The following is a 16,183-nucleotide window of genomic DNA, read 5'->3' as shown; positions in this document are numbered from 1 at the left end:
ATTATATTATGGAAAGAATAAGAAATGCAATGATGCATGGCAATTATTGGATAGGATTAAAAGAATCAAAATTGTTTTATTTTTTTGAGGATAAATTTAATAAAAGAAATGAGATAATTGAAGTTTCACAAAATGTGCTAGAAAGTTTTGTTAAGCAAAAAATATTTCAAGATAGATGATACTTTTTATATATTACATTAGTAGGTGATGATAAAATTATTTTAGAAAGCAGGTTACTACATGACAAATTCTGTAAGTTCGAACCGACCTGAGAAGTACAACATTGCAGCTTTCTTCTCAGGTGTTGGGGGAATTGAGTTGGGATTTGAACAGACCAACGAGTTCAGAGTGGTGTATGCCAATGAATTTGATAAGTATGCGCGTCAGACTTATCAGTTAAACCATCCAGATACTTATTTGGATGGTCGTGATATTCACGATGTTCAGCCAGAGGATATTCCAGCCGAGCGCGTGGATGTGATTATGGGAGGTTTCCCTTGCCAAGCCTTTAGTATTGCGGGCTATCGCAAGGGTTTTGATGATGATCGTGGCGACCTTTTCTTCGAATTGCTTCGCATGATTGAAGGACGTAAACCTCGTGCTATCTTCATCGAAAACGTCAAAAACATGGTCGGTCATGACCACGGAAATACCTTCAAGGTTATTCGTGAAGCCTTGACCGAGAACAACTACTTTATTAAGTGGAAGGTTCTCAACGGAAAAGACTATGGAAATATCCCACAAAACCGTGAGCGGATTTACATTGTTGGTTTTGATACCAAGGAAGCTTATGACTTATTTGAATTCCCAGAGGAAATCAAGCTGACGACTTCTCTTCAAGATGTGATTAACTTTGGTGATCAGCTAGATGAGGTCTACTACTACCGTGAAGGCAAGCAGAATTTCTACGACCAGTTAAAATTTGAAGTCACCAGCCAAGACACAGTTTACCAGTGGCGCCGTCAGTACGTCCGAGAAAATAAAAATGGAGTTGTCCCTACACTAACAGCCAATATGGGAACTGGTGGACATAATGTTCCATTGATTTTGACGGACAGTGGCGAGATTCGTAAACTGACTCCCAAAGAAACCTTTAACGTTCAAGGCTATCCTAAATCCTTTAAAATCCCAGAAGAGGTTTCTAATGGTCAGCTATACAAACAGGCTGGAAACAGTGTAGTTGTGCCCGTGATTAAACGCATCGCAGAAAATGTTGCCAAGGCCTTAAACGAAAGTCAAGGGAAATCTCAACTTAATCGTTCAGGGAAATTCGCCATTATCTACACTAAGATGAACGGTCAATTTGAAGGGCAATCCTATGTCAAGGATTTTGTGGATAGCTATGAGCAAGCTCTTGAAAAAATCAAGGCTTATGATGATGGTTTAACCCTTCTGTCAGATGAAGAGTATTTGAGACTTGTAAAAAAACAAGGCAAACTCGAATTTTACAGTATTAATTAACGAATATATAAGAGGATTAGTGAAAAACTAATCTTCTTTTGATATACTGAAAATAGAAAAGAGGGCGCTTATGTGGGAACATCTAAAGTCTGAACAAAAGGACAAATACAAAACCTTAATTACCAACTTCGCTAGCTTGAGCCAAGCTTTCTCTCAAAAGGCAGAATCCGAAGACGAGGAACAAACAGAACATTCTGTCGCTCCTATCGTCAACTCCAAATTCCAGGAGACTGTTTTCCAGAAGGCTTTTAATGCCGTTGGGGAAGATATCGCCAATACTTCCTATGATGCTTCCGTCGTTGTAGATGAAAATCATAAATACCTAGTGGGTATCAAGTCTTTTGGAATTAATTCGGGAGATCAAAAAATCGCTCAGTTTAAAAAAGATTCTCAATCTTGGACGGACTTATTGGGTGATATAAAATTCCATGCTGATATTTCAGTAGATAAAGAAGCTGCAGACAAGGAAAACTATCAACGCTATGAAGAGTTGGCACGAAAGATTGCGACCTTGAGAAACCAGAGAATCGAATCTTCTAAGGCGCAAATCAAGGGATTCAACTCTGACTCAGTCAATGTTGAAGCTGTTTACCACGTCTTGATGCCTACATCAAAAGGAGAAAATCCAAGGATTTTTGTCGGTGAAACATCTTATTTACCAGTTGATATTGATAATCTGGTCATTGAAGGATCAACTACCAAAAATAATCCAACCAATTTCCGTTTTACAGATGGGCAACACCACTACAAGTACACGGCAGCTGACAGCCAGCTCCACATGACTTTTAACAATAAAGACATTGTTGTAGACACTTGGGACGTCCATTATATCGAAGATCCTTTTTCTCTCTTTGAAAATCTTCATTTACTAATAGCTGAAAAGGAACAATCCGACATCCTAGAAACAGTATCTTGGGTGATTACAGACAAACATGGAAATGTGGAAGAAAACTCTGGTTTCAATGCCTTTAATGGTGGTTCAAAACTAGCTAAAAAATATCGTCTGCCACGGATTCTAAAGATTCAGGAAAAATTCAAAGATAGTCTGGCTCCAGAAGAACTAGCTTTTGTGACTTTCTCCCTAGAAGAAATTCTCTTGAAAAAGTGGACTAGCACGGAAAAAAATAATATGAAGGCTATTCGTGAGGACTTGATTAACTTTGTCCACGAGACTGGCAATGAAAAGCTCTTTAAAGAAATCGAACAACTCGTCTATCGTCCAGTTAGTGAGGTTTACATTCCTCTGCCTGACTCCAAGAACTTCCATGACGAAAGACCGGATTTCTTCGGACCAGGATTTGGGACCTTTGAACCTGGTACTAAAAAACTAGCTCTATCCAAAGAGGAAAGAACCTTTAAACTAAGATTTTTACCTTCTGGTGATGTCATCAATGCCTATATCAACCAAGAAGCTGGTAAGGCGATTCAGTCAACTGATAAGCAAGAAATCCTTGGAAATTGGATCTTGCGTGGTGTTTTCCAGTTGAAGGAACGAGAAATCTTGACAGGCCAACGGCTCAATGAGCTGGAAATCAACGGCATTCGATTGACCAAGTTTAAAAACGGGGAAATCGGCATCGAATTCATCTGGATTGACACCGAAAATCCACCAAGCGATGCTATCGGCTGGGTAGCAAAATAGCTATAAATAGTGCAAAAAATCTCTTAGATTCATTTCTAAGAGATTTTTTCTTGATTCTCCCCTCACAACCAGCCTTCTTCTTCGGCAGTTTTGGCTGCTTCGGTTCGGTTGCTGGCGCCTAGTTTGGAGAGGATATTGGTCATGTAATTACGAACGGTGCCGTTTGAGAGGTAGAGCTGGTCCGCAATTTCTTGATTAGATAGGCCCTGGGCTACTCCATGTAAAACGGCAACTTCCTGCTCGGTCAAGGGATTGGGATGGGTCATCATGACTTCCATCAGCTCTGGAGAATATTCCTTGCGTCCCTCTAACACCGTATGCAGGGTTTGCATGAGTTCGGCGATGCTCCGCTCCTTCAAGACATAGGCGTCGACTCCTGCTTTGACAGCTCGTTCAAAATAGCCTGGGCGTTTAAAGGTCGTAACGATAACCACCTTGGTTTTAGGCACTTCTTGTTTGATCCACTCGAGTGCTTCTAGTCCTGTCTTGACTGGCATTTCGACGTCAAGGATGGCAATATCTACTGCTTCTTTCCCCAAAACCTCGATAGCCTCGGCTCCATTTTTTGCCTGTAAGACAGTCTCCACATCTGGTTGAAAACTCAAGAGCTGGCACATGGCGTCTCTTAGCATACTTTGATCTTCTGCAACTAATACTTTCATCTACTTTCTCTCCTTATAAGGCAGATGCACGCGCACCTCTGTTGGATTTTTCAAACTGACTAGCTCTACTTGACCTGAGAAGGCTACTGCACGGTCACGGACTGTATGGAGTTCATTTCCTTTTACAGTTGCAAAACCTTTCCCGTCATCTCTAACTGTCAATAGCAATTCCTGGTCTGTGCGTTCCAGTTTTAGATAGGCTTTTTTAGCGCTGGCATGCTTGATGATATTGGTTGCCAGTTCTAACAAAATCATAGCAGCCGTCGACTCCACATCCTGGGTCAGGCTAGCCTTGTCCAATTGATTGTCAACCTCAACCTCAATTCCAGCAATCTCCAGCATCTTTTTGACAGTTTCAAGCTCTGAAGCTAGGGTCCGTGATTTCAGATTTTCCACAATGGTTCGCACTTCATTCATGGAATCTTTGCTGATCTGGTGGATTTCTTTTAATTCCTTCTCCACCTGTGGATAGGCCTGCATCTGAAATAACTGCAAGGCTAAATCTGTCTTGACACTCAGCATAGCAAAGGTATGCCCCAGGCTATCATGCAAATCCTGACCGATACGACTGCGTTCATTTTCAGCAAGCAATAGATTTATCTGGGCATTTTGCTTGGCCTGTGCTTTTTTCAAATCCTCGACAATGCGAATCCGAACCAATCCAAATGTCATAAGATCGACAAAAGTAAGAATTCCAAGCAGATAAACTAGAAACTCAACTTCAACTTCCTGAAAAATCAAAAGTTGCCCTACAACAAGGAATTGAGCAAGGAGAAAAGTCCGGACATGTAAAGAATTAAAACTACGTACGCCAAAATGATAAATTAAGAGATTAGCAAGGAAAAAGAAGAACCAGATATAATTTACACCAACAAAGGCGGTATACCCAGCTACATAGGCTAGCATGATAATCCAACAGAGCCAGGATAAGCGCTGGCTCTTGGTGGTTAAAACGCCTAAGTAAGCCACTACAAATAGAATATCAATCAATAAATGCCAGCTAGGAATTTCCCCAGTCATTACAGGAACGATGGGAAAAACCATAAAAATCAAACTGGCCCAAAACATATAGTGTATGCTTTTCAGTCTTTCAAGCATTAAGCATTCTCCTTATGACCTTGAAGGTAAATGGTCAAACCAAATAAAACTGCTGAAAAAACAAGTAGATAAACTGTGGCTGATAAATTGATGCCACCCTCGTTTAAGAAGGTTTTGAGCAACTCCATCAACTGATAAGTTGGCAGGCACTTACCGATTGCTTGCATCCAGTCTGGAAATAAAGAGATGGGCATCCAGAGTCCGCCTAAAACAGCCAATCCTAGATAGAGGAGATTGCCCACGACAGACATCAGCTGACTAGACGGTAAGAGTGTCAGGATCAAGCCAAGCGCTACAAAGGCTATACTTCCCGCAATCAGCAAGAGCGCAGCCCCAATCCAGCTTCCTAAAGGCATATCCACACCTCTGACCAAGTGCCCAACTGAGAAAACAACCAGGATTGAAACCAAATAATCAACTATCATACTTGTTATCTTTGATAGATAATATTCTACCATATTTACTGGAGTATGGCGTAATGTTTTCTGCCAGTTGTTTATTTTATCGGTATGTAAAACAACTGGGAATGAAAAGATAGCTGTCGACATCATGGAAAAGGCCGTCATGGAGATAAGGTAGTCGCGCATAAAATTAGCCGGCCCACCTGGTGTATCCTGGTACATGCCTGAAAAGAATAAATAGAAGGCCGTCGGCATCCCTACGGATAATAGATAATAGACTAGTTGTCGTTTGGTCAATAGAAATTCAATCTTGTTTAGTGCGATCCATCGTTTCATCTTAGTCATCTCCCTTTTGTGTTTCTTCAAAGATTGTATCTAGCAAGCTACGGTTATTGACTTCAATTTCTTGTATCCTACAGCCTGCCTGGACTAACAGTTCCCAGAAAGCATCCGCTTCACGTGTGACTACTTGCAGGGCATCTTGTTTTTGTGACCAGTTTTCAACCAAGTTAGACTGTTCGACGACTTCCTTGTAAGCTAGAGGTAGGATAAAGTGCTTTTCAATCTCTTCACTGCGCATAGCTAGTGGTGTCGTATCACGAATCAATTCTCCCTTATTTAAGACCAAAATCCGGTCCGCTGTATGCTCTACCTCCTCGATATAATGAGACGAATAGAGAATGGTGACTCCCTGCGCTTTTAAGTCTTGGACAATTTCCCAAAAACGTTGACGAGTTGAAGTATCCATGGCCGCAGTTGGCTCATCTAAAAAGACAAGCTTTGGTCGGCCAATCAAGGTCAAGACAAATGAAAAGAGACGCTTTTGCCCACCTGACAATTTTTCTGCCAATTGTTCTTTTTGTTGCTTGTCAAACTGTAATAGTTGATCGATTTCCTGATTGTTCAAGGGATTTGGATAAATACTTTGAAAGAAAGCAATCAACTCTTTGACCTTTAATTTCTGAACGATGACATTTTCTTGAGGGAGGTAGCCTCTAATATAGTCTAACTGAGAACTCGTCACTGGCAAGCCTTGGATGGATACTTGACCGCTGGTGACTAGCTTATCTCCAAGCAAACAGTCCAAAAGAGTTGTCTTTCCGGCACCATTGGGCCCAATCAAGGCGACGCATTCGCCTTCCGCTACCTCAAAGGAAATATCCTTCAAAATAGCCTTGCCCTTGATGTTTTTATTGAGGCTTTCTACCTTAATCATGTTCATGATATTCTCCTTTCAGCCACTCCTTTCCCATCGGAAAGGCGATAAAAATCATAAATCCTAATCCCCAGGCACCACGGATAAATTGGTGAAGGAAGGCTTGATCAAACCAACCTGTAAACATTTCTACCAACCATACCACTAGTGATAGTCCAATAAAAAGATAGAGAATCGCTTTTTTCATTTTTCAAACTCCTTTTTCACATCTGAGACTAACTTCAAACCTTCTCGGATCAACCAAGACATGATTCCAAAACCTGCAAATAGCTCCCAAGGAAAATGATAGAAGCCTTCATCCAATCCTGAAAACATGAGATAAGTCATGACTCCTGCTGCTACTAAACTCATTGCGACAATTACTTTATGTTTCATTTTTTTCTTCCTCCATTTGATACATCTAGTATAATTCTTTGAAGGTAGAATCACTAGAAGCTTCTGTCATGAGGAAATATGACAAATGTCACAAAAAAAGAAAGTTGATTTCTCAACTTTCTTTTTTTCTATTATTTAATCTTTATTCCACACTGAAAAGGTATGGGTAAACCGGTTGTTGTCCTTGGTGAATTTCTACTTCAACATCTTCGAATTCTTCTGCGATTTCTTGAGCAATTTCATTTGCTAATTCTTCGCTTCCGTCTTCTCCGACATAGAAGGTTACGATTTCACTGTCTTCGTCCAACATGTGCTTCAAGGTTTCAGTCAAGGTTTGGTGCATATCAGGGTTTGATACGAGGATCTTACCATCCACCATACCAAGATTGTCATTTTCATGGATTTCCAAGCCATCGATCGTTGTATCACGAACAGCTGTTGTGACGCTACCGCTAACAACATCACCGAGAACTGAGGTCATACGTTCTTGGTTTTCTTCGATGGATTTGCTTGGGTCAAAGGCAAGAAGACTTGTCAATCCTTGAGGAATTGTACGAGCTTCTACTACAACAGCTGGTTGTTCCAACACTTCAGCTGCAGATTGGGCTGCCATAAAGATATTCTTGTTGTTTGGCAAGAAGATGATGTTACGGGCATTAACTTTCTCAACAGCCTTGACAAAGTCTTCTGTCGAAGGATTCATGGTTTGTCCACCCTCGATGACATAATCCACACCTTGCGCACGGAAAATATCTGCCAATCCCTGACCAGCTACAACAGCGATAAGGGCATATTCTTTTTCTTCAACAGTCTTACTTGCTTGAGCTGCTTCTTTTTCCACTTGCGCATCATGTTGATTGCGCATATTGTCCACTTTCACTTTAATCAAGCTACCATATTTGAGACCTTCTTGCATAACAAGACCTGGATCTTCTGTATGGACATGGACCTTGACGATTTCATCATCATTGACAACGAGAAGAGAATCTCCAAGTTGATTTAGATAGTTACGGAACTCATCATAATCAAAGTCTTTCGCATAAGTTGGGCCTTGTTTAAGGGCTACCATGATTTCTGTACAGTATCCGTAAGTGATGTCTTCAGTCGCTACATGACCAGCGACAGACTTATGGTGTTCTGCATTGATCATTTCACTCATGTTTGCTGGAGTTGCGACAAAGTCTTCAGAAGCGCTGTATTCACCAGTTAAAGCTGAAAGGAAACCTTCATAGATGAAGACCAAACCTTGACCACCTGAGTCCACAACTCCAACTTCCTTCAAAACTGGAAGCATTTCTGGAGTTTTAGCAAGGGCTGCTTTTGCTCCTTCCAAGGCTGCACGCATCACTTCAACTGCGTCATCTGTCTGTTCTGCTTTTTTCTTAGCACCGATGGCAGCTCCACGTGATACTGTCAAGATAGTTCCTTCAACGGGTTTCATAACAGCTTTGTAGGCTACTTCTACACCAGATTGGAAGGCAAGGGCCAAATCTTGACCAGTTAATTCATCTTTTTCCTTGATAGCTTGTGAGAATCCACGGAAAAGTTGAGAAGTGATAACTCCTGAGTTTCCACGCGCACCCATCAATAGACCTTTAGCCAAGATACTTGCTGCTTCGCCAACGGTTGAAGCTGGTTTGTCAGCTACTTCTTTGGCACCATTTTCGATGGTCATTCCCATGTTTGTCCCTGTATCTCCGTCTGGAACTGGGAAAACGTTTAAGGAATTGACATATTCGGCTTGCTTATTCAAACGAGTTGAAGCAGCCTGTACCATTTCTTGAAATAAGCTTGTAGTAATATTTGACACGATTATTCTCCTACAACTTTGATATTTTGAATATAAACATTCACTGTTTGAGCTGTAATTCCTAGTTGGTTTTCCAAGCTAAAACGTACGCGTTCTTGAATGTTTTTTGAAACTTCACTGATTTTTGTTCCGTAACTTAATACAGTATAAACATCAACTGCAATGCTTCCATCTTCGGCTGCTTTTACGACAACACCTTTTGAATAATTTTCTTTCCCAAGTAGGGCTTGGAAATTATCTTTGAGGGCGTTTTTACTAGCCATACCGACTACACCAAAAATCTCAGTTGCTGCACCGCCTACAACGGTTGCAATCACGTCATCTGTCAGTTCGATTTGACCATCTTTTGTATTAATTTTTACAGTCATTTTCTTTACCTCAACTAGTTGATACTTTATTTTATCATATTTCAAGCCAAGTGTAAAAGCAGAATGCTGTATCAGCGGATATTTACTTGATTTTTCAAATGATTTCAGCTTTCGAGCAAAAGAAAAAGACCTCAAAGGTCTTTGTTTCTTTATTAAACGCGTTCTACTTTTCCTGATTTCAAAGCACGAGCTGAAGCCCAAACTTTTTTAGGTTTACCATCGATAAGTACAGTAACTTTTTGAAGGTTTGGTTTTACGGCACGTTTAGTTTTGTTCATCGCGTGTGAACGGTTGTTTCCTGATACAGTCTTACGACCTGTAAAGTAACATACTTTAGCCATTATGTTTTCCTCCTATTAGATCTAATATAGCGGATGTGCTAGCACCACATACCGTACTATGTTACCACACTTTCGTATTTTTGGCAAGGGGATTGGAAGATTTTTTAATGAACATAAACAACTTCTAATTTTCCAAAAACTACGTCTCCACGGATAATCAAGGTTTTGCTGGTTGGGGCTGTCGCTACTTCTACCTGCGGACTGCTAAATACTGATTCTACCCGAAGGTCCACTTTCCAATGCTCAGGGATATAAATGGTTGCACTTCCAAAAACTACGTCCACGCTTAATATTGCTACATCACCTAGAATATTTGCATTATCATAATAAATCTTAGCATCTCCAAAAACAGCTTCCGCTTGGTCTTCTACCAAGTCTTGGTCTTGATTATAAAAGGTCCCACTTCCAAAAATGATTTCCTTATCAGTAGGAACTTTTTTCTCTCTATTGTTCCAAAATTTCTTTCCACTCCAAGTTTTATTTGAGTGAGTCAACATACTTACTCCGAGAACGATTAGAACTCCCGCCCAGAACAGCGATTGATTGGGAATCGGTAAAATATCATAAAAATGATTGGCAATCAAGAGGGCCACTAAGGCTGTAAAAGAGGCTGAAGTGAAGTGGCGACGTAACAAAGCTTCAACTGATTGATAGGCAAAAAATGCAATACCTACCAAGGGCCAAATGTGCCCTCCCAAAGCAGGAATCCCAAAATTCCCCTGTAATAATACTAAAGCTGCCAATACTAGCAATACAATACCAAATGCTTTTTTTTTCATCTTCTTACCTCATGTTTCTTAGATTTTCTTTTAGGAGGGATTGGTAGTGCCTTGACACATGAACCTCCTTGTGGGTCTGATAAAAGGAAATAGTTCCTGTCCCTGAGAAGGACTTGTCCACCGAGTAGACCTGCCGAAGATTGGCAATGGTCGACTTAGATACTCGACTGAAATAGCGAGGCAGGATGGACTCTAACTCATAAAGCTTAAGTCTTACCTCATAGGCTTCTTTCTGGGTATGAGCGTAAATCTTGCTACCTTCTGTCTCAAAAAAGAGAATTTCTGACAAGTCTAAGTAGTACTCCCCCGTCCCCTTATAGAAAATTAACCTAGGAGCCTTGGTTTCTTGCAAGAGTCGTTGCAAATCAGCTATTTCATCTGTCAGGGCTGCAGCCTTGATGACAATCTCTGTCTCAGTTAGTTCACTATCAATCTCGATTCGTAACTTCATCCTATCTCCTTTCTGCATCTACTATACCAAAGCCTAGAAAACTTTACAAGAGCAAAAAAGCAAGTGGTTACTTTTAGCCCGTAAGTGGTTACGAGGCCAAGCCCACTTGCTTTGCTTTTTACAACATAAAGAAGAGAATTCCCCAGATAAGCCCACAAGCATAGCCAACCAGAACATCCTTGGGATAATGAACACCTCCTAAGACTCGCACAAGACCGAGAAGGGCTGATGTAATCAGTAAAACCAAGCCCACAGGTAGATTTGCATGCAGGCAAGCCATGGAAATGATGGCGGCTGAAAAGACATGTCGACTAGGCATTGAATTACCCGAACTATCCTTGTCGAGTAAAGGGATAATCTCCCAAGCCTCGTAAGGACGTGGTTGATTGATCCACTTACGAACGAGCGTCAATAGGACAAAGCCAACAGCTGGCACCATGATATAGGTAGAAAATTCTTTCCCTAAGCCTTTACTTATAAAGTTTGTTCCCAACAAGGTCACGTAGGCTACTGGCATCAGAACTGTCATCATGCGATTAAAAACTCGCATCAGTTGCAATCCTTGTGGATGTCGAAGAAGACTTGCTTTTCTTTTATCGTACCATTCTTGATAGTGTTTCATATTTTTCTCGTTATTCCTATTCTTTTCACAAGAAGCTTGCTAGCTTCTCCTACTCTAGTATAGTGTAGAAAAAGAAGGCCGTCAAGCCTTCTTTTGGATTACTATTCTTCTCCTTGGTCTTCTGTAAATTGACTATTGTAGAGGTCTGCATAGAAACCACCCTGAACCATCAGCTCTTCATGATTGCCTTGCTCGATGATATTTCCATCTTTCATGACTAGAATCAAATCAGCATTACGGATGGTTGACAAGCGATGGGCAATGACAAATGATGTGCGTCCTTCCATCAAATGGTCCATGGCTTTTTGAATCAATTCCTCTGTACGTGTGTCAACTGAGGATGTTGCTTCGTCCAGAATCAAGAGTGGAGCATCCTTGAGCAGGGCACGAGCAATGGTCAAGAGTTGCTTTTGACCAACTGACAAGGTCACCGTATCATCCAAGACTGTATCGTATCCATCAGGCAAGGTTGTGATAAAGTGATGAATCCCTACTGCTTTTGCTGCTTCTATCACGCGTTCGTCACTGATACCAGTTTGATTATAAATCAGATTGTCTCGAATGCTTCCTTCAAAGAGCCAGGTATCCTGCAAGACCATTGAAAAGGCATCGTGTACTTCTGAGCGCTTCATAGCCTTGGTATCCACACCATCAATGCGAATACTTCCCTTATCAATCTCATAGAATTTCATCAAGAGGTTAACAATGGTGGTCTTCCCAGCTCCGGTTGGTCCGACAATGGCGATCTTTTGACCTGCATGAGCTGTCGCAGAAAAGTCATGAATGATCGTTCGCTCCGGTGTGTAGCCAAATGAAACTCTGTCAAAGACCACTTCACCCTTCATGCCAGTCAATTGTCTTTCCTTATGAGATTCGTCTTCCATTTCAGCTTCGCCTAGAAATTCAAAAACACGAGTCATAGCTGCACTAGCCTGTTGCAAGTTCGTAATCCCTTGGGCAATTTGTGATAAGGGTTGTGAAAAGGTACGAACATAAACCATGAAGGCTACGATAATCCCGATAGTGATATGGCCTTCAAGAGCCAATGCAGCACCGACGATAATGACTAGAACATAACTAAAGTTCCCGACAAAGAACATAGCGGGCATCATAATCCCAGAGATAAATTGAGATTTCCAGATGCTATCATGTAGATTCTGATTCAGTCCTGCAAATCTTTCCTTGGTCATATCCACAGCGTTATAGCTGGTTACTACGTTGTGCCCAGAGTACATTTCTTCCACATAGCCATTTACAGCTGCGAGGTTGTTTTGTTGGGCTTTAAAGTAGCCCTGCGACTTGGCCATAATGACTGAAACAGCTGCAAAACCAACAAAAGTTGAAACTACCGTTACCAGTGCCAAAATCCAGTTCATGCCAAACATGGTAATTAAAACAGCAATTAGCAAGAAGCTAGCTGAGATAACTGTCCCTAGACTTTGATTGAGAGATTGAGCTGCCGTATCAACATCATTGGTTACTCGAGAGAGTGTATCCCCTTGAGAATGACGGTCAAAATAAGCAAGAGGAAGACGATTAATCTTTTCAGCGATAGCTGTCCGTAGACGTTTTGAGAAATGTTGGATACTAGTTGAAAAGATATAGGCTTGCGTATAGTTCAGGATAATCCCAATCACATAGAGGATAACCAAAAAGCTAGCAATACTTGAGACAGCCTCTAGGTCAATCTCTGCCATTAAGCCATCTGAGATTATGTTGGTGATTTCTTTGATCTTAGTTGGTCCATAAACCGTAATAATACTTGAACATATAGCCGCCACAACTGCGATTAGTAGGGGAAGTTGGAGACCTGCTAGAAAAGGTCTACACTGTTTCCATAAGGACATTTTCTTATTTTCCATGTTCCAATTCCTCCTTCGATAGTTGTGAATAGGCAATTTCTTGGTAAACTTCATTGCTTGCAAGAAGTTCCTTGTGGGTGCCTTGTCCCACGACTTTACCCTGATCCAAGACTAAGATCAGGTCTGCATCCATAATGGTTGAAATGCGTTGAGCAACGATTAACTTGGTCATGGATTGTGTTTTTTCAGCTAATACTTGACGCAAGATACGATCGGTCTTATAGTCCAAGGCTGAGAATGAATCATCAAAAATGAGAATCTCTGGTTTACGAGCCAAGGCGCGTGCAATGGCCAAACGTTGTCTTTGACCTCCTGAAAAGTTGGTCCCGCCTTGAGCTACTTCTGAAGCTATACCCGCTTCCTTATCTTCTATAAAGTTTTTAGATTGAGCCAATTCCAGAGCTTGCCACATGGCCGTCTCACTTAGTGGCGTTTCTTGACTCTTACCAAAGTCGAGATTGCCCTTAACATCTCCAGAAAAGAGCACAGCTTTTTGAGGGATATAGCCAACTTTATTCCGCAAATCTTCTAAGTCATAATTCTGTACATTGACGCCGTCTACTAGGATTTCTCCATCTGATACATCATAAAAACGAGGCAAGAGGTTCACAAGCGTCGATTTACCAGAACCAGTTGATCCGATAAAGGCAATGGTTTGCCCTGCTTCTGCCTTGAAGCTGACATGTTCCACAACTGCTTCTGAGTTTTTAGAGTAGCGGAAGGTTACGTCGCGGTATTCCACTTGACCTTGAATAGAAGAATCTGCCGTCTGTGGGTGATCAGGATTTTCAATAGAGGAATGAAGGCCCAAGACTTGATTGATACGACCTGCAGAAACCAAGGTACGAGGCAAGACGATAAAGAGAGCACCCATGAGTAAGAAGCCCATTACCACTTGCATAGCATAGGACATGAAGACCACCATATCGCTAAAGAGGGGTAGACGCTCTGTCAAGCTAGCGTCGTTGATAAGATAAGCACCAATCCAGTATATGGCAAGGACCAAGCCGCTAGAAATCGCCATCATAATAGGGTTCATAATGGCCATTAAGCGACTGACAAAGAGATTGAGTCGTGTGACTTCATCATTGGCTTCTTCGAATTTCTTATCTTGATATTCCTCAGCATTGTAAGCACGAACAACCCGAATCCCTGTCAAGCTTTCACGAGTAATACTGTTCAGTTTATCTGTCAATTTTTGAATGACAGATTGTTTAGGAAAGGCCAAAGTCATCAAGACAGTTGTCATCAGAACATTGACAATGACTGCCACCACTACTGCCCAAATCCAGTATTCAGACTTGCCAAGGATTTTACCAATGGCCCAAATAGCCATGATAGGACCACGAGTGACTACCTGAAGTCCCATGGTAAAGAGCATCTGAATCTGAGTGATATCGTTGGTCGTCCGAGTCAATAGACTGGGGATTGAGAAACGTTTAATTTCTGTCTGTGAGTAATCCAAAACACGATTAAAAATATCGCTTCGTAGATGAGCCGTATAGGATGCTGCAACTCGAGCGGCAAAATATCCAACTATTACAGATGATAGGAAGGCTAAGAATGACAAACCCATCATCTTAGTTGCTGGCGACCAAAGGTCTCCCAACTCCGTACCTGGCGTTCCGAGTAATTCTGTTATTTTTGAAACGTAAGTCGGTACTTCTAACTCTAGATAGACCGAGCAACAGGTAAAGAGAACAGTCAAGAGAACCATTCCCCACTCTTTTCCTGTGATACGTTTAGCGAGTTTCTTCATTCTTACCTCCTATTTTTTCTACATTTGCTTGTAGTCGGCCCATGACTTCTTCAAAAACAGCTAGTTTTTCCTCAGAAATTCCATCAAGTAGACTACGGTCGATTCGATCAAAGAAAGACTTGATTTGCTTCATCTGAGAGCGTGATTTGTCCGTCAATCGAACGTACTTAGCTCTCTTGTCACTTGGACTCGCCTCCAACTCTACCAAACCATTTTGCACCATACGCTTGACCAAATTACTAGCAACTGACTTAGTGACATTGAGTTCTTGTTCAATATCTTTGATAAGTGTTAATTCCTGATTATGCTCACGACGATCTAAAAATCGTAGAACTTGTCCTTGTGGTCCGCCCATAAATTCAATACCACAACGCTTGGCTTCCTGTTGCACCATCAGGTGAACCTGATGACCAAAACGTTTAAAAACTAACATCGGCTTATCCATGATTGCTCCTTTTTACACATAAATAGTTCTCTAGAGAACCAATAAGTTTTCATGAGAACTATTTTATCATTTTCAGAAAAGATGTCAAGAAAAAAGTTCCTATGAGAACTATTTTACTTAAAATTGACATTAGCTCTTATTTTATCTATAATAAACAATATCTCACACGAAAGAATCCTAACCTGATTAGAAACGAGAAACTCACAAATGAAACATAAAGAAGAAAAAATCTTAGGAATCATCGCCATCATCTTGGGAACGCTCGCGCTTCTTGGTTCCTGGCTTCCAATCATTAGCGTACTAGCCTTTTTCTTTGCCATAGTTGCCATAGGTACCGGCGTGTTTGGTATTGGCCTCAATCTCAACAATCGAAAAACATTAGCTATTATCGGAACTAGCCTAGGTATTCTATCTATTTTTATTGTTTTAACAACGCAAGTACTCCCTTCTGGTATTTTTACCGATCTAGCTAGAAATTTTCGTCATCCATATAAGAATCTGACCTCTTTAACTGAAGATGAAGAATTTGGAAACTTACCAGATTATAGATCAAATGAGGATAATGATGAAGAGGATACGAAAGATAGCGATGCCTTCACTTGGACACGAGAGCAATTCGATGCTTTGATCGAAGGTGACACCTCGAATCGAGGAAAAGGCGGCTCCAACTACAAAGATATCATCAGCAAGCATGGACTGCCAGATTCTGAAATCGAGTCAACCTCAGGCGACTATGAGATTAAAAAAATCTCCTATGTCTCACTCGGTTCTAATACTAAGACAGTGGTACTGACTTTCGTAAAACAGGAAAATGGTCAGTTTCTTCTCATCCGTAAATTTGCCCTAGGATTAGACAGAACAGAGCAAACTGATGATGGAGTAAGAGTCTAA

At 41.1% G+C, this 16,183-nt stretch carries 19 protein-coding genes; 4 read left to right on the top strand and 15 right to left on the bottom strand.

Going from position 1 to position 16,183, the window contains the following annotated elements; genetic code table 11:
• Positions 1-8: 8 nt before the first annotated feature.
• The 3 genes from HMPREF9180_RS10335 to HMPREF9180_RS08785 all read left to right on the top strand — a co-directional run bounded on the left by HMPREF9180_RS10335 (position 9) and on the right by HMPREF9180_RS08785 (position 3,103).
• Complete coding sequence (locus HMPREF9180_RS10335) at positions 9-179, top strand: hypothetical protein (RefSeq protein WP_006146182.1); 171 nt, start codon at positions 9-11, stop codon at positions 177-179.
• 61 nt (positions 180-240) lie between these two features.
• On the top strand, positions 241-1,461 hold the full coding sequence (locus tag HMPREF9180_RS08790; RefSeq protein ID WP_006146181.1) for a DNA cytosine methyltransferase: 1,221 nt from the start codon (positions 241-243) through the stop codon (positions 1,459-1,461).
• Positions 1,462-1,531: 70 nt separating this feature from the next.
• Positions 1,532-3,103 carry a hypothetical protein gene (locus tag HMPREF9180_RS08785; protein WP_006146180.1) on the top strand — a complete coding sequence of 524 codons (1,572 nt, stop codon included), beginning with the start codon at positions 1,532-1,534 and terminating at the stop codon, positions 3,101-3,103.
• A 62-nt stretch (positions 3,104-3,165) separates the two neighbouring features.
• On the opposite strand, the gene HMPREF9180_RS08780 is transcribed toward HMPREF9180_RS08785, so the two are convergent.
• The 15 genes from HMPREF9180_RS08780 to HMPREF9180_RS08715 all read right to left on the bottom strand — a co-directional run bounded on the left by HMPREF9180_RS08780 (position 3,166) and on the right by HMPREF9180_RS08715 (position 15,292).
• Entirely contained in the window at positions 3,166-3,765 is a 600-nt protein-coding gene (locus HMPREF9180_RS08780; RefSeq protein WP_006146179.1) for a response regulator transcription factor, read from the bottom strand.
• Positions 3,766-4,863, bottom strand: coding sequence for a sensor histidine kinase (locus HMPREF9180_RS08775; protein WP_006146178.1), 1,098 nt, complete (start codon positions 4,861-4,863; stop codon positions 3,766-3,768).
• Complete coding sequence (locus tag HMPREF9180_RS08770; protein ID WP_025168753.1) at positions 4,863-5,600, bottom strand: ABC transporter permease; 738 nt, start codon at positions 5,598-5,600, stop codon at positions 4,863-4,865. Before HMPREF9180_RS08770 ends, HMPREF9180_RS08775 begins: the two co-directional genes overlap by 1 nt.
• Position 5,601: 1 nt before the next feature.
• Entirely contained in the window at positions 5,602-6,486 is an 885-nt protein-coding gene (locus HMPREF9180_RS08765; protein WP_006146176.1) for an ABC transporter ATP-binding protein, read from the bottom strand.
• A complete protein-coding gene (locus tag HMPREF9180_RS08760; RefSeq protein WP_006146175.1) occupies positions 6,473-6,667 on the bottom strand; it encodes a hypothetical protein in 195 nt (64 codons plus the stop codon). The genes HMPREF9180_RS08765 and HMPREF9180_RS08760 overlap by 14 nt, the downstream gene beginning before the upstream one ends.
• A complete protein-coding gene (locus HMPREF9180_RS08755; RefSeq protein WP_006146174.1) occupies positions 6,664-6,855 on the bottom strand; it encodes a hypothetical protein in 192 nt (63 codons plus the stop codon). Before HMPREF9180_RS08755 ends, HMPREF9180_RS08760 begins: the two co-directional genes overlap by 4 nt.
• Before the next feature lie 142 nt (positions 6,856-6,997).
• Positions 6,998-8,665 (bottom strand): DAK2 domain-containing protein, encoded by a 1,668-nt coding sequence (locus tag HMPREF9180_RS08750; RefSeq protein WP_006146173.1) that lies wholly within the window; start codon positions 8,663-8,665, stop codon positions 6,998-7,000.
• A 2-nt stretch (positions 8,666-8,667) separates the two neighbouring features.
• Complete coding sequence (locus HMPREF9180_RS0101830; protein ID WP_025168752.1) at positions 8,668-9,033, bottom strand: Asp23/Gls24 family envelope stress response protein; 366 nt, start codon at positions 9,031-9,033, stop codon at positions 8,668-8,670.
• Positions 9,034-9,185: 152 nt separating this feature from the next.
• A complete protein-coding gene (gene rpmB, locus HMPREF9180_RS08745) occupies positions 9,186-9,374 on the bottom strand; it encodes a 50S ribosomal protein L28 (RefSeq protein WP_006146171.1) in 189 nt (62 codons plus the stop codon).
• A 104-nt stretch (positions 9,375-9,478) separates the two neighbouring features.
• On the bottom strand, positions 9,479-10,153 hold the full coding sequence (locus HMPREF9180_RS08740; protein ID WP_006146170.1) for a LiaF transmembrane domain-containing protein: 675 nt from the start codon (positions 10,151-10,153) through the stop codon (positions 9,479-9,481).
• A gap of 4 nt (positions 10,154-10,157) precedes the next feature.
• Entirely contained in the window at positions 10,158-10,604 is a 447-nt protein-coding gene (locus HMPREF9180_RS08735) for a LytTR family DNA-binding domain-containing protein (RefSeq protein ID WP_016466337.1), read from the bottom strand.
• A 118-nt stretch (positions 10,605-10,722) separates the two neighbouring features.
• Entirely contained in the window at positions 10,723-11,226 is a 504-nt protein-coding gene (locus tag HMPREF9180_RS08730) for a phosphatase PAP2 family protein (protein ID WP_006146168.1), read from the bottom strand.
• A gap of 101 nt (positions 11,227-11,327) precedes the next feature.
• Positions 11,328-13,088 carry an ABC transporter ATP-binding protein gene (locus tag HMPREF9180_RS08725; protein WP_006146167.1) on the bottom strand — a complete coding sequence of 587 codons (1,761 nt, stop codon included), beginning with the start codon at positions 13,086-13,088 and terminating at the stop codon, positions 11,328-11,330.
• Positions 13,078-14,847: an ABC transporter ATP-binding protein gene (locus tag HMPREF9180_RS08720; protein WP_006146166.1), complete on the bottom strand. Its 1,770-nt coding sequence runs from the start codon at positions 14,845-14,847 to the stop codon at positions 13,078-13,080. Before HMPREF9180_RS08720 ends, HMPREF9180_RS08725 begins: the two co-directional genes overlap by 11 nt.
• Positions 14,831-15,292 carry a MarR family winged helix-turn-helix transcriptional regulator gene (locus HMPREF9180_RS08715; protein WP_006146165.1) on the bottom strand — a complete coding sequence of 154 codons (462 nt, stop codon included), beginning with the start codon at positions 15,290-15,292 and terminating at the stop codon, positions 14,831-14,833. Before HMPREF9180_RS08715 ends, HMPREF9180_RS08720 begins: the two co-directional genes overlap by 17 nt.
• A gap of 207 nt (positions 15,293-15,499) precedes the next feature.
• Here HMPREF9180_RS08715 and HMPREF9180_RS08710 point away from each other — a divergent pair, with 207 nt between their 5' ends.
• Positions 15,500-16,183, top strand: coding sequence for a hypothetical protein (locus HMPREF9180_RS08710; protein ID WP_006146164.1), 684 nt, complete (start codon positions 15,500-15,502; stop codon positions 16,181-16,183).

Source organism: Streptococcus peroris ATCC 700780, assembly GCF_000187585.1.
GTDB classification, from domain to species: Bacteria; Bacillota; Bacilli; order Lactobacillales; family Streptococcaceae; genus Streptococcus; species Streptococcus peroris.
Note: the sequence above shows the minus strand (reverse complement) of the source record. Positions and strands in the feature narration are given on the sequence as shown.